The organism is Lacisediminihabitans sp. (assembly GCF_043726815.1).
Taxonomy (GTDB): Bacteria; Actinomycetota; Actinomycetes; order Actinomycetales; family Microbacteriaceae; genus Lacisediminihabitans.
The window spans coordinates 1-21,786 of the sequence record NZ_JAYSJZ010000055.1; the positions used below are offsets into that span (position 1 = coordinate 1).

General features: G+C 66.8%; 22 protein-coding genes and 1 tRNA gene. 12 read left to right on the forward strand and 11 right to left on the reverse strand.

Annotated features, from left to right (window positions below; all coding sequences use genetic code 11):
• The 4 genes from ACHZD8_RS07020 to ACHZD8_RS07035 form a co-directional block, all read right to left on the reverse strand.
• Positions 1-1,267, reverse strand: a 1,267-nt coding sequence (locus ACHZD8_RS07020; RefSeq protein WP_394769480.1) for a glycoside hydrolase family 2 protein, incomplete at its 3' end; no start/stop codon positions are given.
• Positions 1,268-1,296: 29 nt separating this feature from the next.
• Positions 1,297-2,130: a carbohydrate ABC transporter permease gene (locus ACHZD8_RS07025; protein WP_394769481.1), complete on the reverse strand. Its 834-nt coding sequence runs from the start codon at positions 2,128-2,130 to the stop codon at positions 1,297-1,299.
• Positions 2,127-2,999, reverse strand: coding sequence for a carbohydrate ABC transporter permease (locus ACHZD8_RS07030; RefSeq protein ID WP_394769501.1), 873 nt, complete (start codon positions 2,997-2,999; stop codon positions 2,127-2,129). The genes ACHZD8_RS07025 and ACHZD8_RS07030 overlap by 4 nt, the downstream gene beginning before the upstream one ends.
• Before the next feature lie 139 nt (positions 3,000-3,138).
• Complete coding sequence (locus tag ACHZD8_RS07035; RefSeq protein WP_394769482.1) at positions 3,139-4,455, reverse strand: ABC transporter substrate-binding protein; 1,317 nt, start codon at positions 4,453-4,455, stop codon at positions 3,139-3,141.
• 119 nt (positions 4,456-4,574) lie between these two features.
• On the opposite strand from ACHZD8_RS07035, the gene ACHZD8_RS07040 reads away from it, so the two are divergent.
• A complete protein-coding gene (locus ACHZD8_RS07040) occupies positions 4,575-5,504 on the forward strand; it encodes a helix-turn-helix domain-containing protein (RefSeq protein ID WP_394769483.1) in 930 nt (309 codons plus the stop codon).
• 111 nt (positions 5,505-5,615) lie between these two features.
• Positions 5,616-6,647, forward strand: a complete 1,032-nt coding sequence (locus ACHZD8_RS07045; protein WP_394769484.1) for a LacI family DNA-binding transcriptional regulator — start codon at positions 5,616-5,618, stop codon at positions 6,645-6,647.
• A gap of 37 nt (positions 6,648-6,684) precedes the next feature.
• Here the strand turns inward: ACHZD8_RS07045 and ACHZD8_RS07050 are convergent, their stop codons facing one another.
• Positions 6,685-7,095, reverse strand: a complete 411-nt coding sequence (locus ACHZD8_RS07050; RefSeq protein ID WP_394769485.1) for a hypothetical protein — start codon at positions 7,093-7,095, stop codon at positions 6,685-6,687.
• 385 nt (positions 7,096-7,480) lie between these two features.
• On the opposite strand from ACHZD8_RS07050, the gene ACHZD8_RS07055 reads away from it, so the two are divergent.
• Positions 7,481-8,029: a hypothetical protein gene (locus ACHZD8_RS07055; RefSeq protein WP_394769486.1), complete on the forward strand. Its 549-nt coding sequence runs from the start codon at positions 7,481-7,483 to the stop codon at positions 8,027-8,029.
• Positions 8,030-8,165: 136 nt separating this feature from the next.
• Here ACHZD8_RS07055 and ACHZD8_RS07060 read toward each other — a convergent pair.
• Positions 8,166-8,252: transfer RNA gene (locus tag ACHZD8_RS07060), tRNA-Leu, on the reverse strand.
• Positions 8,253-8,369: 117 nt separating this feature from the next.
• Between ACHZD8_RS07060 and ACHZD8_RS07065 the strand changes: the two genes are divergently transcribed.
• The 8 genes from ACHZD8_RS07065 (at position 8,370) to pknB (ending at position 18,436) form a co-directional block, all read left to right on the forward strand.
• Positions 8,370-9,611 (forward strand): MFS transporter, encoded by a 1,242-nt coding sequence (locus ACHZD8_RS07065; RefSeq protein WP_394769487.1) that lies wholly within the window; start codon positions 8,370-8,372, stop codon positions 9,609-9,611.
• A 27-nt stretch (positions 9,612-9,638) separates the two neighbouring features.
• Entirely contained in the window at positions 9,639-10,364 is a 726-nt protein-coding gene (locus ACHZD8_RS07070) for an FhaA domain-containing protein (RefSeq protein ID WP_394769488.1), read from the forward strand.
• Positions 10,361-10,903 (forward strand): FHA domain-containing protein, encoded by a 543-nt coding sequence (locus ACHZD8_RS07075; RefSeq protein WP_394769489.1) that lies wholly within the window; start codon positions 10,361-10,363, stop codon positions 10,901-10,903. Before ACHZD8_RS07070 ends, ACHZD8_RS07075 begins: the two co-directional genes overlap by 4 nt.
• 4 nt (positions 10,904-10,907) lie before the next feature.
• Positions 10,908-12,152, forward strand: coding sequence for a PP2C family protein-serine/threonine phosphatase (locus ACHZD8_RS07080; RefSeq protein WP_394769490.1), 1,245 nt, complete (start codon positions 10,908-10,910; stop codon positions 12,150-12,152).
• Positions 12,136-13,566 (forward strand): FtsW/RodA/SpoVE family cell cycle protein, encoded by a 1,431-nt coding sequence (locus ACHZD8_RS07085; RefSeq protein WP_394769491.1) that lies wholly within the window; start codon positions 12,136-12,138, stop codon positions 13,564-13,566. Before ACHZD8_RS07080 ends, ACHZD8_RS07085 begins: the two co-directional genes overlap by 17 nt.
• The gene (locus ACHZD8_RS07090; protein ID WP_394769492.1) at positions 13,563-15,002 is read left to right on the forward strand and encodes a peptidoglycan D,D-transpeptidase FtsI family protein; all 1,440 of its coding nucleotides are present in this window, start codon (positions 13,563-13,565) and stop codon (positions 15,000-15,002) included. The genes ACHZD8_RS07085 and ACHZD8_RS07090 overlap by 4 nt, the downstream gene beginning before the upstream one ends.
• On the forward strand, positions 14,999-16,675 hold the full coding sequence (locus ACHZD8_RS07095) for a protein kinase (RefSeq protein ID WP_394769493.1): 1,677 nt from the start codon (positions 14,999-15,001) through the stop codon (positions 16,673-16,675). Before ACHZD8_RS07090 ends, ACHZD8_RS07095 begins: the two co-directional genes overlap by 4 nt.
• 69 nt (positions 16,676-16,744) lie before the next feature.
• Positions 16,745-18,436 carry a Stk1 family PASTA domain-containing Ser/Thr kinase gene (gene pknB, locus ACHZD8_RS07100; RefSeq protein WP_394769494.1) on the forward strand — a complete coding sequence of 564 codons (1,692 nt, stop codon included), beginning with the start codon at positions 16,745-16,747 and terminating at the stop codon, positions 18,434-18,436.
• Between the two features lie 63 nt (positions 18,437-18,499).
• Here pknB and ACHZD8_RS07105 read toward each other — a convergent pair whose 3' ends face one another.
• From ACHZD8_RS07105 to ACHZD8_RS07115, 3 genes are read right to left on the reverse strand one after another with little or no spacing between them, the layout of a single operon-like run.
• A complete protein-coding gene (locus tag ACHZD8_RS07105) occupies positions 18,500-19,138 on the reverse strand; it encodes a gamma-glutamyl-gamma-aminobutyrate hydrolase family protein (RefSeq protein ID WP_394769495.1) in 639 nt (212 codons plus the stop codon).
• Positions 19,135-19,293, reverse strand: coding sequence for a hypothetical protein (locus ACHZD8_RS07110; protein ID WP_394769496.1), 159 nt, complete (start codon positions 19,291-19,293; stop codon positions 19,135-19,137). Before ACHZD8_RS07110 ends, ACHZD8_RS07105 begins: the two co-directional genes overlap by 4 nt.
• Positions 19,294-19,296: 3 nt before the next feature.
• The gene (locus ACHZD8_RS07115) at positions 19,297-20,067 is read right to left on the reverse strand and encodes a class E sortase (RefSeq protein ID WP_394769497.1); all 771 of its coding nucleotides are present in this window, start codon (positions 20,065-20,067) and stop codon (positions 19,297-19,299) included.
• An 87-nt stretch (positions 20,068-20,154) separates the two neighbouring features.
• Here ACHZD8_RS07115 and ACHZD8_RS07120 point away from each other — a divergent pair, with 87 nt between their 5' ends.
• Positions 20,155-20,400 (forward strand): cell division protein CrgA, encoded by a 246-nt coding sequence (locus ACHZD8_RS07120; protein WP_394769498.1) that lies wholly within the window; start codon positions 20,155-20,157, stop codon positions 20,398-20,400.
• Between the two features lie 163 nt (positions 20,401-20,563).
• On the opposite strand, the gene ACHZD8_RS07125 is transcribed toward ACHZD8_RS07120, so the two are convergent.
• Entirely contained in the window at positions 20,564-21,415 is an 852-nt protein-coding gene (locus ACHZD8_RS07125; RefSeq protein WP_394769499.1) for a rhomboid family intramembrane serine protease, read from the reverse strand.
• Between the two features lie 16 nt (positions 21,416-21,431).
• A partial coding sequence (locus ACHZD8_RS07130; protein ID WP_394769500.1) for a peptidylprolyl isomerase occupies positions 21,432-21,786 on the reverse strand: 355 nt, incomplete at its 5' end.

The following is a 21,786-nucleotide window of genomic DNA, read 5'->3' on the forward strand; positions in this document are numbered from 1 at the left end:
CGTCGTCGAGCTGGGTCACCCTGTCGTGCATCAGCTGGTGGGTCTCGTTGAGCGGGCACCAGCCGATGATGGACGGGTGACTCCGGTCGCGGGTGAGCACCTCGAGCCACTGGCCGATGAACGAGGCCGTCGGCTGCTGGTTGTCGCCCTCCGGCCCCCGGCCGGAGACCCCCCAATCGCCGAACTCGCCCCACACCAGGTAGCCGAGTCGATCGGCGTGGTAGTAGAAGCGCTCCTCGAACACCTTCTGGTGCAACCGGGCGCCGTTGAATCCGGCCGCCATCGACAGCTCGATGTCGCGCAGCAGTGCTGCGTCGTCCGGCGAGGTCATCAGGGTGTCCGGCCAGTAGCCCTGGTCGAGCACGAGTCGCTGGAACACGGGCTCGCCGTTCAGCAGGATGCGGTTGCCACTGATGGCGACGGAGCGGAGCCCCGCGTACGACTGCACCTCATCGACCACCCCGTCATCGGAGACGAGCCGCACGGCGAGGCCGTAGAGGTGCGGATCTTCCGGCCCCCAGAGCCGCACGCGATCGGCCGGCACCGCCAGGGTGAGGTGCGGCGCGAGGTCGTCGGCGGCCACGCCCGCGGAGACGACCTCTCCGAGCTCGTCGGTCAGCGTCGCCTCGAGCCGCAGCCCGTGCGCGAGGTGCGCGACATCGGCGGTGACGAGGAAGCTGCTGTCCGAACGCTGCGGAACGATGTTGAGCGAACGGATGTGGGCCGGGGCCACGGGCTCCAGCCATACCGTCTGCCAGATGCCGGTGGTGCGGGTGTAATTGCAGCCGGTGTTCTTGTACCAGGTGGACTGCTTGCCTCTGGCCTGGGCATCCGTCGGGGTGTCGCGCGCACGCACGACGATCGTCACCTCGTCTCCGGCGAGCGCGATTCCGGCGAGGTCCGCGGTGAACGAGCTGAAGCCGCCTCGATGGCGCGCCACCTCGATGTCGTTCACCCAGACCGTGGCGTCGTGGTCGACCGCGCCGAAGTGGAGAAGCACGTCTCGCCCCGCCCAGTGTTCGGGGATGCGCACAACGCGGCGGTACCACACAGCGTGCAGGAAGTCGGTGTTCTCCACCCCCGAGGCGCGCGACTCCGGGGCGAACGGAACCAGGATCTGGCCGTCCAGGTCGCGCAGCCGAAGCCCGCGATCGATCCCCGAGTCTCCGTGGTCGATCTCGAACTGCCAGTGGCCGTTGAGGTTGAGCCAGTCCGGGCGCACGAGCTGTGGTCGGGGGTATTCGGGCTTCGGAATGGGCTGAGCCATGGAGTTGCCTTTCATTGGGGTGGAGCCGGTCATCCCTTGACAGCTCCGCTCGTCATGCCGGCAACGATCTGCCGGTTGAAGAAGATGAACAGAACGAGCGGGGGGATGGTGATGAGGAGGATGTCCATGAACAGGAGGTTGTACTGGTTGACCGCCGTGCTCTGGAAGTTGTAAAGCGTGAGCTGCACTGTGGAGTTCTCGTCCCCCGGCAGGAAGTAGAGCGGTCCGGTGAAGTCGTTGAACACCGCCACCGACTGCACGACGATCACCGTCACGATCACCGGCCGCAGCAGGGGCATGACCACGCTGAAGAACAGCCTGATCGGCCCGGCGCCGTCGAGGATGGCAGCCTCGTCGAGCTCCTTGGGAATCGTGGACACGAACGCGCGGAACAGCAGGATGCAGAACGACAGCCCGAAGGTGGCCTCGACGAGGATCATTCCCGGCATCGTCTTGAACAGCCCGACGCGCTGCAGCAGCCAGATGGTCGGGACGACGGCGGGCGGCACGATCAGTCCGGCGAGGACGAAGAAGTTGATGATCGGGTTGAGCCGGTTGCGCTTGCGTTGCAGCACGTAGCCGACCATCGCGGCGAACACCACCATGATCGCGACGCTCGTGACGGTGAGCAGCGAGCTGTTGAGGAACGCCCGCAGCAGCATGCTGTTGTTGGTCTGGAGCACGGTGGTGAAGTTATGCCAGATCACCCATTCCGTCGGCCAGGTGAATCCCAGCTGGTTGGCATCCGGAGCGGTCTTCGCCGACTGCAGGAGGATGAACGCGAACGGCACGAGGAAGACCACGACCGACGCGACGATGGCGCTGCCTCCGACGACCCAGCGCTGGGTTCGTTGACGCCTCATGCCTCAACCTCTTTCCGGTTGAGCAGCCGCGAGATCGGGATCATGATCGCCGTCACCACGAGGAACAGCAGCACGTTGCCGGCGGTCGAGAGGCCGAAGTAGCCCGCCTGGTACTGCTTGTAGATCACCGACGCCATCACGTCGCTGGTGAATCCTGGACCACCCCGGGTGGTCGCCCAGATCAGGTCGAACGATCGCAGGCCGCCGATGAGGGAGAGCAGGATCACGGTGGAGATGGCTGGGCGGCTGAGGGGCAGGGTGATCGAGCGGAAGACCGCCCAGGAATTGGCGCCGTCGACCCTGGCCGCCTCGAAGTACTCCTGCGGGATGGCGACGATGCCGGCCATGAAGATCAGCGTGGCGATGCCGACCCCCTTCCAGACATCGACCGCGGCGATCGAGAGCAGGGCGAGCTTCGGGTCGGTGAACCATCCGGGCCCCGCGATGCCGAACAGCCCGAGCGCCCCGTTGACGATCCCGTGGAACGGGTCGAGCAGGGCCTTGAAGGTGAGCCCGATACCGATCGTGGAGACGAGCACCGGGAAGAACACGACCGCCCGGAGGTAGCCCCGACCGATGATCGGCGAGGTGAGCAGCAGCGCCAGGGCCATGCCGAGCACGACCTTCGCCGCCGAGGTCACGAAGCCGTAGATGACGGTGTTGATGAACCCCTGATAGAGCTGAGGTTCCCGAAAGAACTGCACGAAGTTGTCGAAGCCGATGAACGTCACGTCGAACAGCGTCCAGCGGGTGAGCGAGAAGAAGAACGACGCGAACGTGGGCACGGCGAAGAACACCACGTAGAGGGCGGCGGCCGGGATGTAGAACCAGGACGGATAGGGCGAGGGGCGCTTCTTTCGCACCGCCATCACTCGTCCGGCTGGCCCGACCCGGTTCAGGGTGGGAACGGATGTCGCGGACAAATCTCTCCTCCTCAGGCAAGGGCGGGGCCGGACGTCGAGTGCACGTCCGACCCCACCGGTGGGTTATCGGCTCAGCGAGGGAGGGCTACCAGCCCTTGAGTCCTAGCTGCTGGGCCTGCTTGACCACGTCATCGTCGTAGAGCTTCGCTCCTTGCTTGCCCGAGCTGATTCCGGAACCCACGGCGGTCGTGATGGCCGGCAGGTTCGGTCCCTTGATCGGGGAGAGGAACTCCAGCGCGGGGGCCGTGTGGCCGCTCGTGAAGTAGACCTCCAGGTCCTTGACGATCGGGAGGGTGTTCGACGGCAGCGTGCACACCGTCGTCACGTATGGTCCGGTCGGGGTGCCGTGCGCGTTCTGCACGGCACAGCCCTCCGGGGTGGAGGTGACGAAGTCGACGAACTTCTTGGCGGCATCCAGCTTGGCCCCCGTCGTCGTCTTGGGGATGTACAGCGCGTTCGGCTGCCAGATCGTCGCCGAGGTGTTGGCCGCCTTGTCGGCGGGAAGGGCGAAGAATCCGATGTCGCCCGCCTTGTCCGGCTGGTCCTGCGCGATCGCCGAGGCCGCGACGGTCAGCATCGGGTACTGGGCCGCCTTGCCGTCGGCGAGGAGCTTGAGCGCCTGCTCGTGGGTGAGCGAGGCGAAGTCCTTGTTGAACAGTCCGGCCTCGTATGCCTGCTGCTGGTGCTCGAAGCCGGCGAGAGCCGGCTCATCCACGTACTTCGCCTTGTTGTCGGTGTACTTCGTCGCCCACTTCGGGTCTTGGTGGGCCACGTTGGCGAAGTCGGCCAGAACGAACAGCTGCGACGTCCAGTCGGTGCCGTAGGCCTGCAGGATCGGGGTGATTCCCCCGGCCGCCTTGATCTTCTGGCTGTTGGCCATGAACTCGGACCACGACGTGGGAATCGAGAGCCCGAGGTCCTTGAAGACCTTCTTGTTGTAGATCACTCCGCCGCCGAACGAGGTGCCGAGCGGTGCGCCGTAGAGTCCCTTGCTGGTGCTCACGACGCTCTTGAAGTCCTTGGTGACCTTGCTCACCCAGGACTCCCCCGAGAGGTCGACCAGGGTCTTGTCCGGGTTGAGCGCCTGGAGCAGCGAACCGTCGTTGTAGTTGAAGACATCGGACATGGTGTCGGTCGACAGCTTCGTCTTCATCAGGTTGTCGCCCTCGGAGCCGGCGGGCTGCGTGTCCAGTTTGACCGTGATGTTGGGGTACTTCTTCTCGAATGCCTTGATGAAGTCCCGCCCGGTGGCGGTGGTCTGGGCGTCGTTCTGGGTGAGGAAGCTGATCCCGACCTTGCCGTCGGACGCACCACCTCCCGAGGAGCATGCTGCGAGCGATCCAGCAGCCAGTGCGAGCACTGCTGCGGCTGTCGCCGTGCGGATGAACGTGCGAGCGAACATTCTTTACCTCTCTGTAAAGAGCAGACAACGATGAGGTTTCTGCATGAATCGTTTCATTTGGCGACTCAGGTTCAATAATCAACAGATATTTCGAGTCAATCTAGGACTATCTTGTGATCATGTGTGCAGATCTTGCGGAGTCGGGCCACGACAACACGGCGAGAGTCCGCGGCAGGCTCGCGACCCTCGAGCGCTTCGGCATCGCCGCGGAGCCGTTCCCCTCGTACGTCAACCCTGTCCTTGCCCTGCACGGGGTGGACGTCGTGCTTCTGACTTTCGTTCTCTCCGGCGAGTGCAGCGAAGTGATCGGGGACATCGAGTATTCGATGGCAGCTCCGTCCGTAGGCATCACGCGCACCGGCGTGAAGCACTCGCTGGTCACCGGCGACCGCCCCCCGGATGTCGTGAACGTCTACCTCGACGTGGAGTACCACCCCCTCCCGACGCTGGCACCGCCCCTCGATGTTGCTCTTTCCGCCCTGATCCCGTTCAGCACGGCCGTGGGAAGCCGGCGGGCGCGGCTCTCGCAGGTCAAACTGAAGAGTCTCGACGAGGTCGGACCGCTCCTGAGGATGCTCGTGACGGAGACCGACAACCCGCGCGACGGCACGGGGGACGCCCTCGACGGGCTGAGGAAACTGCTGCTGACCGCGTGCGCGCGGGCGATCCTCGAGAGCGGCCTGGTGTCGGCCGAGCACGAGGTCGGTTCCGTGCAGTCGTCGATTCAGCGGGTGCGGAGCCATCTGGAACTCACCTACGTCGAGCACCACACCCTGGACTCGCTCGCGGCGATGGCTCACCTCGAGAAGACCTACTTCAGCCGCATGTTCACGGTCCACACCGGCCTGCCGGTCACCGAGTACCTGGCCAGGCTGCGGGTGCGCTACGCGATCACCCAGCTGCAGGGCACAGACCGCCCGATCGCCGAGGTGGCGATCGCCAGCGGATTCCGCGACCTGTCGCACTTCGGACGCACCTTCCGCCGGTACACCGGCACGACTCCCGGGTCCTACCGGCGGTCGGGCCCACCGCCCGCGCCGCGCGTCTAAACGCCACGCTTCGGCGAGGCCGAATCCCGGGGACGTCACCGTGTCGTCCTCCCGAATCCGTTTTGCCTCGATGCAAACTGTCGACTCCACGCTAGCGCGGCTTGTGCCTCGATGCAATATAGAGTTGCCCCGGAGGGCATGATGGGCAGTCGGCGAGACGTGGCCAGGGCGGCCGGCGTATCTGTACGCACGGTGAGCAACGTGGTGAACGGCTACGCCCATGTTGCCGAGGCCACGCGGGCGAGGGTGCTGAAGGCGATCGCCGACCTGGACTATCGGCCGAGCGAACTGGCGCGCAGCCTCAAGCGCGGTCGCTCCGGCCTGATCGGGCTGGTTCTGCCGGAGTTGGACACCCCGTACTTCGCTGAACTGACCCGGGCCTTCGTCGAGGAGGGAGCCGCCCGTGGCCTCACGGTTGTCATCGACCAGACCGACGGCGACCTGGAGCGTGAGCGCTACCTCATCGACCGCACCGACTACGGGTCACTCTTCGACGCGCTCGTCATCAGTCCGCTCGCCCTCACGCCGGCGCATCTCGAGGCGATTTCGGACGATCGCCCCCTCGTCTTCCTGGGCGAGAATCCGTTCCCGCGCTTCGACCACGTCATGATCGACAACCGCCTGGCGGCTCGAGAGGCGACGACCCACCTCATCGAGTCGGGCAGGCGCCGCATCGCGGCCATCGGCACCAAGGGCACTGACCACGGCTCCAGCTCGCAGCGCCTCGCCGGCTACCGGGACGCGCTCCCGGAAGCCGGCCCGGGCGAATCGGAGTCCTTCGTCGAGCATGTCGACAGGTTCCGCCGGGCAGACGGCGCGGCGGCGATGGAGCGCCTGCTCGATCGACCGGATCCCCCGGATGCGGTGTTCTGCTTCTCTGATCCCCTCGCCCTCGGCGCGCTTCGCACCCTCGCCACGCGCGGCGTTCGGGTGCCGCACGACGTGGCCGTCGTCGGCTTCGACGACATCGAGGACGGGGAGTTCAGCACCCCCTCGCTCACCACGGTCAGCCCGGACAAGCGCTTTATCGCGCGCACGGCCCTCGGCCTGGTCGAGCGCAGGCTGTCCGGCACGGCGGATCCGGCCGCCCTGGTCATCGCTCCCCACACGTTGATCGTTCGGGAGAGCAGCGCGCACTCCTGACGGCAGGTGCTCCGACGCTCGCCTGCCTCACTCCGCTCTAGCCGTACAGGCCGCTGGGGAATTGCGGGCACCTCCGGTTGAGCGCGGTCCACTTCTCGCTCGTGGGCTCCGAAACCGAGAGATAGGGCGACCAGCTCTCGCTCGAGCCGTACGACTCCTCAAACGAGTGCAGGCTCGGCGGTCGCGCCACCGAGTAGCCGGCGGACTTCACACAGGGGCTGAGCCTGTCGACGAAATATGCATAGAGGAACGCGAGCTGCGACTTGTTGAGAGGCTCGTTGAATTGAGGGTCTACCGGGTACAACGCCTCGCACTCGTAGCCGGCGATCGCTGCGCGCTCTTCCTGCCCCGGGAGCACGTGCTGGCTGACGCCTCCGTCCCGGCTCGCGACGGCGGGAGACCCGTGGGCGGTAAGGCAATCCGCGTCCGCCTTGGGCCACTCGCTCAACGTGACGTATCGAACCCTGTGTTCGTGCGGTTCATCGGCATCGGGGAATCGTGAGACGACTCCCTCCCAACTCCCGGCGAGATCGGTCGCGGTTCGACGGTCCTTTTCGGTCTGGCTGAGCGGGGTCACCCTCGGCAATGGGGCGGCAGACGAACACGCAGTCGTGCCTAGCGCCGCGGCCAACACCATCGATGCGACCAGACCGCCGCGCAGCAGCGCCGACTTGGTCGAGGCCCGAGCCCTGAGAAACATCGATCGATCACTCCCGGTGGTCGTCAACCGCCGACGAGGATCGCCTGTTCGCCAGGCGGATGGGCGTGCTTGGGCGAACCTGTCGCTAGAGTACGGCCATTAGAGCAATATTCACAAACGCCGGGAGGTCGTCATGAGGGCGAACATCGACACGAGGCTACCGATTCGAGTCGCTGCCGTGCGCAAGGCGCCACGGGTTCTGCTCACCGTCCTTCTTTCTGCTCTCGGGTTGGTGCTGCTGTCGGGTTGTGTCGCGCCCGGCACCGGCAGCCCCACGGCGCCTCGCCCGTACACGACCCCTACCAGTCTTCCCGGTGGCGATCCCTCCCCGGGAATGGGCTTCGACACGAAGGCCGGCGCAACCTGTGGCGTCCTGTCGGTCATTGCGACGAATCTCATCAATGCTCTCGAGGAACACAAGAGGGGAACCCTGAGCGACACCTCTTACGCGACGATCATCAACACCGTCACGCCTGATCTCCTCGTCATCGGCGGGCTGGCCGGCTATCACCTGCAGGGCGAGATCAAGAACCTCAACTCGGCAATCTCGAAGTCCCCGCCCACGATCGTCGGTGCCCACTTCGACGCCGAGTCCGACGTATTCGTGTCAGCGTTCGGGCGCGCCTCCCAGAAGTGCCACGACAACGATTCCCCGCTGAGCATCTCAAGCACCACCGGTTAGTTCGATCACTCATGTCCTTGCTCGCCCCGGCCAGCACCGCGTTGCCTCGGTGAGCATCTCAAGCATCGCCCGCCGGCTGCCCAGCCACCGTCAAAAGCATGAAGGCCACCGGATTTCCCGATGGCCTTCATGTCTGTGGTGCGCGAGGGGGGACTTGAACCCCCATGCCCTCTCGGGCACACGGACCTGAACCGTGCGCGTCTGCCAATTTCGCCACTCGCGCAGACTTAGCGAGATTACCACAGCGCAACGGCTCCGCCGGTGCCCGAGCGGGGGCTAGCATCGGGAGGGTTCCGCTGGCCGCGGCAACACCGATCGATGAGTTCAGCGAGGCACGGCAATGACGCAACGGGGGGTCGCGGTCAACGCCACGCTCATCGTGGTCGCGCAGAGCACCCAGGCCATCGCGGTGGGCGCCATCGCGCTGTTCCTTCCGCTCATCCGCACGGATCTCGGCATCACCTTCGGACAGGCCGGCCTGCTCTCCGCCGCCACCACCCTCACCTACGCTCTGATGCAGATCCCCTCGGGAGTGCTCGCCGACCGGTTCAACCCCAAGGTGCTCTTCGCGATCGGCGTGCTCGGCTCGAACCTGCTCGCGATGCTCTTCTCGGTCGTGCCCGTCTTCGGCTGGTTGCTCGCCATCCAGGCCGTGTCCGGCGTCTTCCGCGCGCTCATGTTCGTGCCGGGGCTGCTCCTTATCACCCGGCACTTCTCGGTCGAGAAGCGCGCGACAGCGATGGGGCTCTTCGTGGCCGGCGGGTTCTCGTCCAACATCCTGCTCAACCTCGTCGGGCCCTTCCTGGTGGGTCCGCTCGGCTGGCGCGGGCTGATCCTGCTCTCGTCGAGCCTCGGACTCGCCGTGCTCGCGGCGTTCTGGTTTCTGGGGGATGACGCCCCGAAGCCCGAGACCCACCCTCCGCTGGCGGGCGACAGCTCCGTCTGGCGCCAGCCGGCCTGGTGGCTGCTGGGCCTCATCCAATTCGCCCGGCTCGCCATCGTGCAGGGCTTCACCTTCTGGCTCCCCGCCTACCTGGTGGTGGAGCGCGGCTTCTCGCTCGTGCAGGCCGGCCTCGTCGTCGCGCTCTCCTCGGCGATCACCGCGCCGGCCAACATCGCGGGAGGCATAGTCTCCGACCGCCTCGGACGGCCGATCGCGGTCATCGGCGTCTCGCTCGGCGCCCTCGCCCTGCTGCTCGGCCTCGTCGGCATCCTCAAGGACGTCGCTCTGCTGGTGGCGGTCGTCGCCGTGATCGCCCTCTTCATCCAGCTCTATTTCGGGCCGCTCTTCGCGGTGCCGCGGCAGATCTTCGGACCGCGGGTGGCGGGGTTGAGCTCCGGGTTCGGCAACTTCTGCGCCAACCTCGGCGGCTTCGCCTCGGCGCTGCTGCTCGGCATCCTCAAGGATGCGACGGGCTCGTTCACCCTCGGCTTCGTCATTCTCGCGGCGGTCGCCGCCGTGTCCCTCGCCGCCACGGTCACCCTCGCCAGGGTCGCTCCCCGGCATCCGCACGGGGGATCGAGCGGGTCGCACACGGGAGGGCGTCCTCCCTCCCAGAGCCAACGACTAACATCGTCCTAGTTGCACGCGCCGTGACAAGGGAGACCATTGGGCCTACTGGACAGCTTCGAGAAGGGTCTCGAGCGCGCCGTTAACGGTGCGTTTGCGAAAACCTTCAAGTCGGGCCTGCAACCCATCGAGATCACCTCGGCCCTCCGTCGGGAGCTCGACACCCAGGCCGCGGTGGTCGCTCGCGACCGCATTCTCGTGCCCAACAAGTTCACCGTGCGGCTCGCCCGCGGCGACTATCAGCGCATGACGGCCATCGGGCCGACCCTCATCGACGAGTTCAGCCAGCTCGTGCAGCAGCACGCGGCCGCCCAGCACTACCAGTTCTCCGGAGGCATCGGCATCACCCTGGCCGAGGATCCCGCGCTCAGCGAGGGCATGGTGCAGATCGACTCGGTGAGCGTGAAGGGCACCGTGTCCTGGACGCCGGTCCTGGATGTCGCGGGCAAGCGCTACCCGATCCTCAAGTCCCGCACGATCATCGGCCGCGGCAGCGAGGCCGACATCACCGTGGATGACACCGGAATCTCCCGCAAGCATGTCGAGATCCTCTGGGACGGCACCCGGGCCGAGGTGAACGACCTCGGCTCCACCAACGGCTCCCAGCTCAACGGCTCCCCCGTGCACAAGGCGCCGCTGCCCCCGGACTCCGTGATCAACATCGGCCGCACCCGCATCGTCTTCCGGGTTCTCGCCCAGGCCGCGTCGGTCGACCAGTTCTCGGACCTGCGGGCCCCCGGCGACGACCAGGGCGGCCGCCGATGAGCGAACTGACCCTGCTGTTCCTGCGCTTCGGCTTTCTGCTCGTGCTCTGGGCCTTCGTCTTCTCGGTGGTCTACGCCCTGCGCACCGACCTCTTCGGCCAGCGCGTGCGTCGCCAGCCGGTCGAGGCCGCCCCGGCCCCCTTCGTCGCCTCCGCGGTGGCCCAACCGACAGCGCCGGTCGCCTACGCGGCCCCGGCTGCCCCGCAGGACACCGCCACCGAGGCCTTCACCGTGGCCGCCCACTCCTCCACCGCCACCCGCCTCGTGATCACCTCCGGTCCCAAGGAGGGCCTCGAGTTGCAGCTGCCGAAGGAGCCACTCACCATCGGTCGCTCCAACGAGAGCGGCCTCGTGATCCGCGACGACTACACCTCCACCCACCACGCCAGGCTCATGCTGTGGAGCGACGACTGGGTAATCCAGGACCTAGACTCGACCAACGGCACGTTCCTCAACGGCTCTCGGGTGACCCTTCCCACACCGGTACCACTGAACACTCCGGTCAGGATCGGCACGACCAGTTTCGAACTTCGGCGGTAGGTGGATGGCCACATCGGGCAAGAGCGCGGCCGTTTCCCACGTCGGAAAAATCCGGGCCAACAACCAGGACTCCGGCTATGCGGGAGCCCAGCTCTTCATCGTCGCCGACGGGATGGGCGGCCACGCCGGCGGTGACGTCGCCTCCGCGATCGCGCTCAAACGCATCATGGAGACGGACAAGCCGTTCGCCTCTGCCGAGGACGCGGAATTCGCCCTGAAGTCCGCCCTGAGCGCGGCGAACTCCCTCCTCGCCGAGACCGTGTTCGACCACCCGGAACTCACTGGCATGGGAACCACCGTCAGCGCCATCCTGCGCGCCGACGGGAAGGTCGCCATCGCGCACATCGGCGACTCGCGCATCTACCTCCTGCGCGGCGGCGTGCTCAAGCAGATCAGTGCCGATCACACCTTCGTGCAGCGGCTGGTCGACAGCGGCCGCATCACCCAGGAGGAGGCGGCAGTACACCCCCGCCGCTCGGTGCTCATGCGGGTGCTCGGCGACATCGATGCCGCCCCCGAGATCGACTCCACGGTGCTCGACACCGTTGCCGGCGACCGCTGGTTGCTCTGCTCAGACGGTCTCTCGAGCTACGTCTCCGACGACAAGATCGAGGCGGCACTCAAGAACTTCCCGGCGGCCCGGGCCGCGGCCGACCGCCTGGTCAAGGAGAGCCTCGACCAGGGCGCGCCGGACAACGTCACCGTGGTCGTCGTCGACATCGACGAAACCCCGTCGTCGGCCTCCGAGCCGGCAGTGGTCGTCGGATCCGCGGCGCTGCCGCTCACCTTCGTGGGGGACGCCGCCCGTCGAGCCGTGCGCCTGCCTGCCCTGCTGCTGCATCCGCTCAAGTCCACCCAGCAGGAGGACAGCCACTTCGAGCCCGAGTCCGACGAGTACCTCGACGAGCTCATCCTCGAAGACCGCCGCCGGGCGCGCAACCGGCGGGTGGCCTGGCTCGTCGGCATCTCCATCATCGCGATCGGGATCGTGATCGCGATCATCGCCGGCTATCGCTGGACCCAGTCCCTCTACTACGTCGGCGCCGACGGCCAGACCGTGGCGATCTACCGCGGCGTGCAGCAGGACATCGGCCCCATCTCGCTGCACAGCGTGTACGAGGAGACGAGCGTGCGCCTGGCCGACCTGCCGAGCTACACGCGCAAGACCGTCGAGGACACCATCAGCGCGAGCGACCTCGACGACGCCCAGAACATCATCAAGCGGCTCTCCGATGCAATCAAGAAGTAGCAGCGCGGCACCCTCGTCGATCGGCCAGCCGATCGACGCCGGAGCGCGCGCCACCTTCACCAACACCATCCGACTGCGCCTGCGCGCGCCGGCGAAGCTGCGCAACCTCGAGCTGCTCCTGGTGATCTTCGCCTGCATCATCGTCGGCGGCTCGATCGCCCTCGTGCAGTTGGGCGCGCTGGGCCGGATCGACCCGACGGTGCTGATCATCGGCACGAGCCTCGGGGTGCTCGCCCTCGCGATGCACGTCGTCCTGCGGTTCGTGGCCTCGGAGGCTGACCCGTTCATCCTTCCGGTGATCACGGTCCTCAACGGTCTGGGCATCGCCGAGATCTACCGCCTCGACATCTCGCGCAAGGTGAGCGGCTGGGAGTCCTCCGGCATCCGCCAGATCGCCTGGACCGCCATGGCGATGCTGATCGCCATCGCCGTGATCCTGCTCATCCGCAACCACCGCGTGCTGCAGCGCTATCGCTATGTGGCGATGTTCGTGGGCATCGCCCTGCTCCTGCTGCCGATGCTCCCGGTGATCGGCGAGACCGTCAACGGCGCGCGGCTGTGGATCCGCATCGGTTCATTCAGCTTCCAGCCCGGCGAGCTGGCCAAGATCGCCCTGGCCATCTTCTTCGCCGGCTACCTCGTCACGGCCAGGGACAGCCTGTCGCTCGTGGGCCGCAAGTTCCTCTGGATGCGGTTTCCCCGCGCCCGCGACCTCGGCCCCATCCTGATCATCTGGCTGGCCGCCATGATCGTGCTCATCTTCCAGCGCGACCTCGGCACCGCGCTGCTCTACTTCGGACTCTTCCTCGTGATGATCTACGTCGCGACCGGACGCGCCAGCTGGGTTGTGCTCGGCCTCACGCTCTTCGTGGGCGGTGCCCTCGTCGCCAGCCAGGTGCTCGGCTATGTCGGCGGACGTTTCCACGCCTGGCTCGACGCCTTCAACCCCACGGTCTATCAGGCTCCCGGCGGCAGTTACCAGCTCGTCCAGGGCATCTTCGGCCTCGCCCACGGCGGGCTCATCGGCACCGGCTGGGGCCTCGGCCGACCCAACATCGTGCCCCTCGCCGAGAGCGACTACATCATCGCCAGCCTCGGCGAGGAGCTGGGTCTCGCCGGGCTCTTCGCGATCCTCGCGCTCTACCTGCTCTTCGTGTCCCGCGGATTCCGCATCGGATTCGCCGGCCAGGACGACTTCGGTCGCCTCCTCGGCGTCGGGCTGTCGTTCGTGATCGCCCTCCAGGTGTTCATCGTGCTCGGCGGAGTGACCAGAGTGATCCCCCTCACCGGGCTGACCACTCCCTTCCTCGCCGCCGGCGGATCATCCCTCGTCGCCAACTGGATAATCGCGGCCCTGCTGTTGCGCCTGTCGGACAGCGTGCGCAACCAGCCCCGATTGGTGGTGGAGTCATGAACAAGGAACTCAAGCGCGTGAGCATCGCCGTGCTTCTGATGTTCATCGCGCTCTTCACCTCGACCACGGTGATCGCCGTGTTCCAGGTCGATTCGCTCAACGGAGACTCGCGCAACGTGCGCACCCTCTACGACGGCTACTCGGCCGAACGCGGCCCGATCCTCGTCGACGGCCAGGCCGTGGCGGAGTCCAAGCCCTCCACCGACCAGTACAAGTTCCAGCGCGTCTACAGCAACTCACAGCTCTATTCGGCGGCCACCGGTTACTTCACCCTCAACCAGGGCAACACCGGCGTCGAGGGTTCGCTCAACAACTACCTCAGCGGCAACGCCAACAGCCAGTTCTTCGACAAGATCAACTCGATCATCACGGGCCAGCCGCCGAAGGGCGCCGCCGTGACGCTCACGCTGAACCCGAAGGTGCAGCAGGCGGCCTGGGATGCCCTCGGCGGCAACGCGGGCGCCGTCGTGGCCATCAACCCGAAGACCGGCGCCATCCTCGCCATGGTGTCGAAGCCGGCCTTCGACCCCAACGTTCTCGCCTCGCACGACACGAAGTCGGTGATCGCCGCCTACCAGCAGCTGATAGCCGACCCGAAGCATCCGCTGTTCAACCGCACGATCGCCGGCGACCTGTACCACCCGGGATCCGTGTTCAAGCTCGTCGTGGCTTCGGCCGCGCTCGACAGCGGAAAGTTCACCCCAGACAGCGAGTTCCCCAACCCGCCGACGCTTCCGCTGCCCGGCAGCAGCACGTCGATCAACAACGCGGAGGGCGGATCCTGCGGCGGAACCCCCACGGTGTCGATCGCCACGGCGCTGCGGCTGAGCTGCAACATCCCGTTCGCCCAACTGGGCGCCGCCCTCGGCTCGAGTGAGATCTCGCGGTACGCCAAGGCCTACGGATTCGGCCAGCCGCTCAAGGTGCCGATGTCGGTGACGCCGAGCTTCTACCCGCAGAACACCGACCAGGCGAAGCTCATGCTCTCGTCGTTCGGCCAGGACGAGGACCGGGTCACGCCGTTGCAGGTGGCCATGGTCTCCTCGGCGATCGCCAACGGAGGAAACCTGATGCAGCCGACGCTCATCGACCACATCGCCGCGCCCGATCTCTCGGTGATCCAGCCGTTCCAGCAGAAGGTGCTGAGCCAGCCGATCAGCGCCCAGACGAGTGCGACACTCACGCAACTGATGGTCAGCAACGTGAGCAGCGGCGCTGCCAACAATGCAAGAATAAACGGAGTCGATGTGGCCGGTAAAACCGGAACAGCCCAGAACGGCGAGGGCAGGCCCTATACCCTCTGGTTCACTGGTTTCGCCCCCGCAAACGATCCACAGGTTGCCGTCGCCGTTGTCGTCGAAAATGGCACGAGTTTCGGCAATGCGGTCGCGGCGCCAATCGCAAAGAAGGTCATTGAGGCGGTGCTGAGCAAATGAGACCCACAAGTGGCCTCACTTTCGGGGGACGATACCAGCTCTCCAGCCGAGTGGCGATCGGGGGCATGGGGGAGGTCTGGCAGGCGACCGACCTCGTGATCGGGCGCACCGTCGCGATCAAGATCCTCAAGGACGAGTACCTGGGCGACCCCGGCTTCCTCGAGCGCTTCCGTGCGGAGGCACGGCACGCCGCGTTGGTCAACCACGAGGGCATCGCCAACGTCTTCGACTACGGCGAGGAGGAGGGCAGCGCCTACCTCGTGATGGAACTCGTCCCCGGCGAGGCACTCTCAACGATTCTCGAACGCGAGCGCGTGCTCTCCACCGACCGCGTTCTCGACATCGTCGCCCAGACCGCGTCCGCCCTGCACGCCGCGCACTCGGCAGGTCTCGTGCACCGCGACATCAAGCCCGGCAACCTCCTGATCACCCCGGATGGCCGGGTCAAGATCACCGACTTCGGCATCGCCAGGATCGCCGACCAGGTTCCCCTCACGGCCACCGGCCAGGTGATGGGCACCGTGCAGTACCTGTCTCCGGAGCAGGCGAGCGGTCATCCGGCGTCGCCGACCACCGACATCTACTCCCTCGGAATCGTGGCCTACGAGGCTCTCGCCGGTCGCCGGCCGTTCACCGGCGAGTCCCAGGTGGCGATCGCGATGGCGCAGATCAACGAGTCGCCGCCAGACCTTCCGGTGACGGTGTCCGAACCGGTGCGCAACCTCGTCTACGCCTGCATCGCCAAGAACCCCGCCGACCGCCCGGCATCCGCCGCCCACCTCGCGCGCGCCGCCCAGGCCCTGCGCCGGGGCGACGTGGCCGGCGCCGCCGCCGCGGTGCCCGGAATCCTCGGGGCCGGAACGCTGCCCGCGCTGCAGCGCGAGAACTCGGTCACCGAGGCCACCCGCGTGCTCAACGCGCCGGGTGTGATCGCGACGTCGTCCAACCAGCTGGCGTCCGAGGCCGAGACCAAGGGGCGCAATCCCTGGACCTGGCCCCTGATCGCCCTCATCGGCATCCTCGTGGTGGTGCTGGTCGGCACCCTCATCGCGCTCATCGCCAACCCGTCGAAGACTCCGGCCACGCCCTCGAAGTCGCCCTCGGCGTCGCCCTCCGTGACCCCCAGCCCGAGTCCCACGCCTACGCCCACGAGCAACACGGTCAAGGTGACCTCCGCCGCCCTCACCGGCAAGACCGAGGACCAGGTGCGCACGATCCTCGACCAGATGGGCCTCGCGGCCAATGTGGTTCCGGATGCCGCCCCCGCGCCCTCCGCGGACAAGGTGGGGCTGTCGTTCTTCGTCGATCCGACCGGCAACGTGCAGAAGGGCACGACCATCACCGTGAAGCTGTACGGCGCCGTGCCGACACCGACGGCGCCCGCGGCGATGAGCCAGCCCACGAGCCCCACGCCGCCCAAGGCGTCGGACGTCGTTGCCCTGACGATCCCCACCTACACGGGCTGTCCAGCGGGCTCCACGCTCACCGGGTTCACGATCACCTCCAGCCCGGGGTCCACCTTCCTCCCGGCCAACCCGGCCCCCGCCAACACGGTGACCGTGCAGTTCACCCTGTCGTCCACCCCGGGCCCCAACTCCATTTCGTACGTCGCGGTCTGTTCGAGCGGCACCTCGCCCGCCTCGCCCAACCTCACCATCACGACCACCGGCTAGCCAGCAACCCCCCATTTACGACGCATTACACTGGCTAGGACTCAGTACGCACCACCCAGGAGATCTCTCGTGACCGAAGATACCCGGCTGCTCGCCGGCCGTTATGAGGTGGGCGCGCTCATCGGCCGCGGCGGGATGTCCGACGTTCACGTGGGAAACGACACCCGCCTCGGTCGGCGCGTTGCGATCAAACTCCTCAAGCCAGCCCTCGCCACCGATCCCCGTTTCCGGGTGCTCTTCCGCGAGGAGGCCCAGAAGGCCGCCCGGATGGCCCACCCCACCATCGTGCGCGTGTTCGATGCTGGCGAGGAAACGGTGCAGGAGCCGAACGGGCTGGAGCGCCAGGTTCCGTTCATCGTCATGGAATACGTGGATGGCCGCCTGCTCAGGGACATCATCGCCGACGGCCCGCTCGAGCCCAAGGAGGCCGTGCGCATCATCTCGGGCGTGCTGACCGCCCTCGAGTACAGCCATCGCGCGCTGCTCGTTCACCGCGACATCAAGCCCGGCAACATCATGGTCACCCAAAACGGCCAGGTGAAGGTCATGGACTTCGGCATCGCCCGGGCCGTCTCCGACAGTTCGGCGACGGTGGCCGACACGAGCGCCGTTCTCGGCACCGCGCAGTACTTCTCCCCGGAGCAGGCGCGCGGAGAGACGGTGGATGCCCGCACCGACCTCTACTCCACCGGCGTGGTGCTGTTCGAGCTCCTCACCGGCCGCCCGCCGTTTCGGGGCGACCGCGCCGCCGCGGTGGCCTACCAGCACATCAGCGAGCCCGCGGTTGCGCCCAGCTCACTCAACCCCCGGGTGTCTCCGGCCCTCGACGCCGTCGTGCTGCACGCCCTCGCCAAGGACAAGTTCGAGCGGTTCCAGACCGCCGCGGAGTTCCGGGACGATCTCGAGACCGCCGCCGCCGGTTCCGTGCCCCCGCGCAAGGCCGTAGCCAACGACTTCAACGCGACTCTCTTCGGTGCGAACCCGGCGGCCACCGCTGGGTCGGAGGCCGCCCTGCGCCAGTTGAACGCCCGCGCCGACGAGCGCGCGGTGCGCACTCAGAGCCGCCCGCCCGTCGCCTGGATCTGGGTGGGCATCGCAAGCCTCGCCGTGATCCTCGTCGCGGTCGTGTTCTGGGTGATCCACCTGCCGCCGTCGACGATCGGCGACGGCCTCTCGGTACGCGTCCCCAACATCGTCGGCGAGCAGTACGACGCCGGTGCCACGAAACTCACCGACCTCAAGCTCGTGCCCAGCCGGCTCACCCTGCCGAGCGACAGCGTGGCCAAGGGCGACATCATCTCCACCGACCCCGCCGCGGACTCTCGGGTACCGCGCAACCAGGCCGTGAAGGTCTATGTGTCAGACGGCAAGAACCCCACGACCGTTCCGAGTGTTAACAATCTCAGCGAGGACCAGGCGAAGGCCGCCCTCACCGACCGCAAACTCCAGTACGGCAAGTCGAGCCCAGAGCATTCGGCGACGCTCGCGGCGGGGACGGTGATCCGCAGCACGCCGGAGGCGAACTCTGCCGCGCACGAGGGCGACGTCATCGACCTGGTGATCTCCGACGGCCTGATCAACATCCCCGATGTCGGCGGGAGGCCGATCCCGGAAGCGAACACCCTGCTCGAGCCGCTGGGGCTGACCATCAACACCGTGCCCGATGCCAGTTGTGCCGGGGGCAACGTCACCGCCCAGTCCCTCAAGGGCGACAACCAGCCGCAGCACTCCTCGATCACCCTCACCTACTGCAGCAAGTGATTCGGCTCGGGCCCTGAGCGGTTCGGGCCCGGGCGGTTCAGGGCTGTGCGGTTCGGGCCCCGATCAGCTCAGGTTCACGAGCGGCGTGAGGCCTCTCGCCGCCTCGCGAGCCTCGGGAAGCCCGGCCACGGCGAGCCAGTTGGCGATCATCGCGTAGCCTCCCTCGGTGAGCACCGACTCGGGGTGGAACTGCACACCGAACAGCGGCGCCGCTTCGTGCCGCATGCCCATGATGACGCCGCCGGTGGTCCTCGACGTCACGATCAGCTCGCGCGGCACGGTCGAGTCGACGACGGCGAGCGAGTGGTAGCGAGTGGCCGTGAAGGGCTGGGGCACGCCGAGGTAGAACTCGCTCCCGTCGTGGGTGATGCTCGACGTCTTGCCGTGCATGAGTTCCTCGGCGTGGGTGACCGTGGCGCCGAGCGCCTCCGCGATCGCCTGATGGCCGAGGCACACGCCCAGGAGCGGCAGCCCGGACTCGAGCGCGGCGAGCACGATCGGCACCGAGACGCCGGCCGCTGCCGGGGCTCCCGGGCCAGGGGAGAGGAGCACCCCGTCGTATTCGGCGATCCGGGCGGCCGCGTCGCTCGCGGCGAACGAGTCATTGCGCACCACCTCGGTCTCCGCGCCCAGTTGAAGGAGGTATCCGTTCAGCGTGTAGACAAAGCTGTCGTAGTTGTCCACGACCAGGATTCGAGTCATTGATTCACCGTCACATCATTCACATTGACAAAGGTATTGAGCCACGGGAACACCACGAAGACGAGCCCCGAGAGAATCACGGCGAAGAGTGCCACCATCAGCACCACCCGCAGCCACATCGGACCGGGCATGAGTCGCCAGAGTGCTGCGTACATGTCCTATCCCTTCGCGGTCACGGTGGCGAGGATCGCCGTCGGCGGGCCTGCGGATGTCGGTTGCCAGGATTCCAGCACCGAATAGGCAATTATCCTCTCCGCGGCCGAGAACATCGGGTTGCAGCTCGTCATGGTGAGCACCCTCTCGGTGGGCGTGGCACCGGGGACACGGGGCACCGGGTCGAGCACGTCCACGGCGGTGGGTCGCACGTACTCGAGGCCGCGGAAGTCGTAGGTGTAGTAGCCGTCCTGGGTCTGCACGTAGATCTTGTCGCCCACCGTCAGGCTTGCGAGCTGCTTGAACGGGGCGCCGTGGGTGGTGCGGTGGGCCGCGACCGCGAAGTTGCCGACCGCACCCGGCATCTGGGTTCCCGGGTAGTGCCCGATGCCGTTCCTGTCGAGCACGTCGGTCGTGCCCACCCCTTCCGAGATCGAGCGCGCATAGTCCGCGCCGAACCGCGGCACGTACATCACCGCGAACTTCACCGCGTTCTTCGGCGGCTCGGCCACCACCGGCGGGCCATAGTCAGGCGCAACCGCGGGCGTGACGTGCGCGTGGGTGGGGGTTGCGGTGTCCCAGTCGTGGGCGAGGGCCACCCCCGCCCGATTCTGATCAGTTCCGACGATGAGGTCGTTGAGCCACAGCTGCCAGCCCAGGAAGAGGAACACCAGCACCCCGGCGGTGATGAAGAGTTCCCCGATGACGCCGATCACGCTGACCCTGGCGGGCGCGCTGCGGGCGCCCGATTTTCGGCGCTTCCGCTCGTCGGTCATGGTGTCGATTGTAGGCGGTGGCGCCGTTCCAGCCCTTTCGCGGCCGACTCTCGGGGGCCGCCCGCGCTTTCACGGTAGAATTCCCGAATGGCCAGATCGAACCCCCGCTCCAAGCCCGTCGCCCCGCAAGAGACGCGTGGGGGAGATGACGTTCCGAACCCGGTGTGGTTCAAGCCGATCATGTTCGGGCTGATGCTCGTGGGGCTCGCCTGGATCATCGTCTTCTACGTGAGCCAGAACACCCTGCCGGTTCCGGCGCTCAAGGACTGGAACATTCTCGTCGGCTTCGGAATCCTCTTCGTGGGATTCCTCATGACAACTCGCTGGCGCTGACTCTTCGCTCATCCGTTCTCCCGCGTCGGCGAACGGCCCGTCGAGCGCCTCCGCTGACTCGCTGACCGTCCACGAGTCCGCCCGAAACGGTCCCCGTTAATGCGGACCAATTACACGGGTGTAATTATCCCCAGTGTGGAAAACCCTGTGGATAACTCCTCGATCAGATCCGGGAGAACACCGTTGCCGCACCGTAGACGGTGAGTCCGATCAACGCGATCAGCGTCACGCCGAGCAGCGCGAACTGCAGGACCCGCTGCTTACGATCTCGCGTGCGCACGAAGATCAGCGCCACGGCGGCGCCGACAATGAGCCCACCCACGTGCGCCTGCCACGCGATGTTCGGCACGACGAACCCGATCACGAGGTTCAGCGCGATCACGATCAGCAGCTGCACATTGTTGCCGCCCAGGTGCCGCTGGATCACGAAGAAGGCACCGAGCAGTCCGAAGATCGCGCCGGACGCCCCGGCGACGGGGATGGCGGGCGCGATGAGGAGCACGGCCACCGAGCCGCCCAGCCCGCTGAGGAAGAACAGGGCCGCGAAGCGCCCTCGTCCGAGAAGCCGTTCGAGGATCGGCCCGAAGATGAACAACGAGTACATGTTGAACAGCAGATGCAGAATCGACAGGTGCACGAAGATCGACGTGAGCAGTCGCCACGGCTCGGTGATGGTGAGAGGCCCGTAGGCCACGAGCGACTGGAACACCGCGCCGCCCGTGCCGCCGAGAAACTGCTCCGCGACGAACACGATCACGCACACGGCGATGATCGAGTAGGTCACCAGCGGTGAATCGCTCCTGCCGGCGCGGCGCATCGACGTCACAATCGCCGGACGCGTGCGCGGGGCGGACTGCCTGGCCTCCTTGACACACTCCGGGCAGTGCACTCCCACCGCTGCGACGGTCTGGCACTCCGGGCAGATCGTGCGCCCGCAGCGCTGGCACAGCACATAGCTCTGGCGGTCAGGATGCCGGTAGCAGTAATTGTCCGAGCTCGGTGGCGCCGCGCTCACGGGGTGGTCACGAAGGTTAGAGCTCCTCGATCGTCACGGTGTTGATGACGACGTCTTCCTTGGGCTTGTCGCGGGAATCCTTCTCCACGGCCTCGATCTTCTTCACGACGTCGCGGGAGGCCTCGTCGGCCACCTCGCCGAAGATGGTGTGCTTGCCCTGAAGCCAGGTGGTGGGCACGGTGGTGATGAAGAACTGCGAACCGTTCGTGCCCTTGCCGTTACGGCTGCCGGCGTTGGCCATGGCGAGGAGATACGGCTTGGTGAAGGTCAGTTCCGGGTGGATCTCGTCGTCGAAGTTGTAGCCCGGTCCGCCGGTGCCCTGGCCGAGCGGGTCGCCGCCCTGGATCATGAAGTCGTCGATGATGCGGTGG

Coding starts and splice junctions, on each gene's coding strand:
- ACHZD8_RS07105 (WP_394769495.1), bottom strand. CDS start 19,138: ATGACTCGAATCCTGGTCGTGGACAACTACGACAGCTTTGTCTACACG.
- ACHZD8_RS07120 (WP_394769498.1), top strand. CDS start 20,155: ATGGCCAGATCGAACCCCCGCTCCAAGCCCGTCGCCCCGCAAGAGACG.
- ACHZD8_RS07030 (WP_394769501.1), bottom strand. CDS start 2,999: ATGGCGGTGCGAAAGAAGCGCCCCTCGCCCTATCCGTCCTGGTTCTAC.
- ACHZD8_RS07080 (WP_394769490.1), top strand. CDS start 10,908: ATGGCCACATCGGGCAAGAGCGCGGCCGTTTCCCACGTCGGAAAAATC.
- ACHZD8_RS07095 (WP_394769493.1), top strand. CDS start 14,999: ATGAGACCCACAAGTGGCCTCACTTTCGGGGGACGATACCAGCTCTCC.
- ACHZD8_RS07045 (WP_394769484.1), top strand. CDS start 5,616: ATGCAATATAGAGTTGCCCCGGAGGGCATGATGGGCAGTCGGCGAGAC.
- ACHZD8_RS07115 (WP_394769497.1), bottom strand. CDS start 20,067: ATGACCGACGAGCGGAAGCGCCGAAAATCGGGCGCCCGCAGCGCGCCC.
- ACHZD8_RS07055 (WP_394769486.1), top strand. CDS start 7,481: ATGAGGGCGAACATCGACACGAGGCTACCGATTCGAGTCGCTGCCGTG.
- ACHZD8_RS07110 (WP_394769496.1), bottom strand. CDS start 19,293: ATGTACGCAGCACTCTGGCGACTCATGCCCGGTCCGATGTGGCTGCGG.
- ACHZD8_RS07075 (WP_394769489.1), top strand. CDS start 10,361: ATGAGCGAACTGACCCTGCTGTTCCTGCGCTTCGGCTTTCTGCTCGTG.
- ACHZD8_RS07035 (WP_394769482.1), bottom strand. CDS start 4,455: ATGTTCGCTCGCACGTTCATCCGCACGGCGACAGCCGCAGCAGTGCTC.
- ACHZD8_RS07085 (WP_394769491.1), top strand. CDS start 12,136: ATGCAATCAAGAAGTAGCAGCGCGGCACCCTCGTCGATCGGCCAGCCG.
- ACHZD8_RS07065 (WP_394769487.1), top strand. CDS start 8,370: ATGACGCAACGGGGGGTCGCGGTCAACGCCACGCTCATCGTGGTCGCG.
- ACHZD8_RS07040 (WP_394769483.1), top strand. CDS start 4,575: ATGTGTGCAGATCTTGCGGAGTCGGGCCACGACAACACGGCGAGAGTC.
- ACHZD8_RS07090 (WP_394769492.1), top strand. CDS start 13,563: ATGAACAAGGAACTCAAGCGCGTGAGCATCGCCGTGCTTCTGATGTTC.
- ACHZD8_RS07025 (WP_394769481.1), bottom strand. CDS start 2,130: ATGAGGCGTCAACGAACCCAGCGCTGGGTCGTCGGAGGCAGCGCCATC.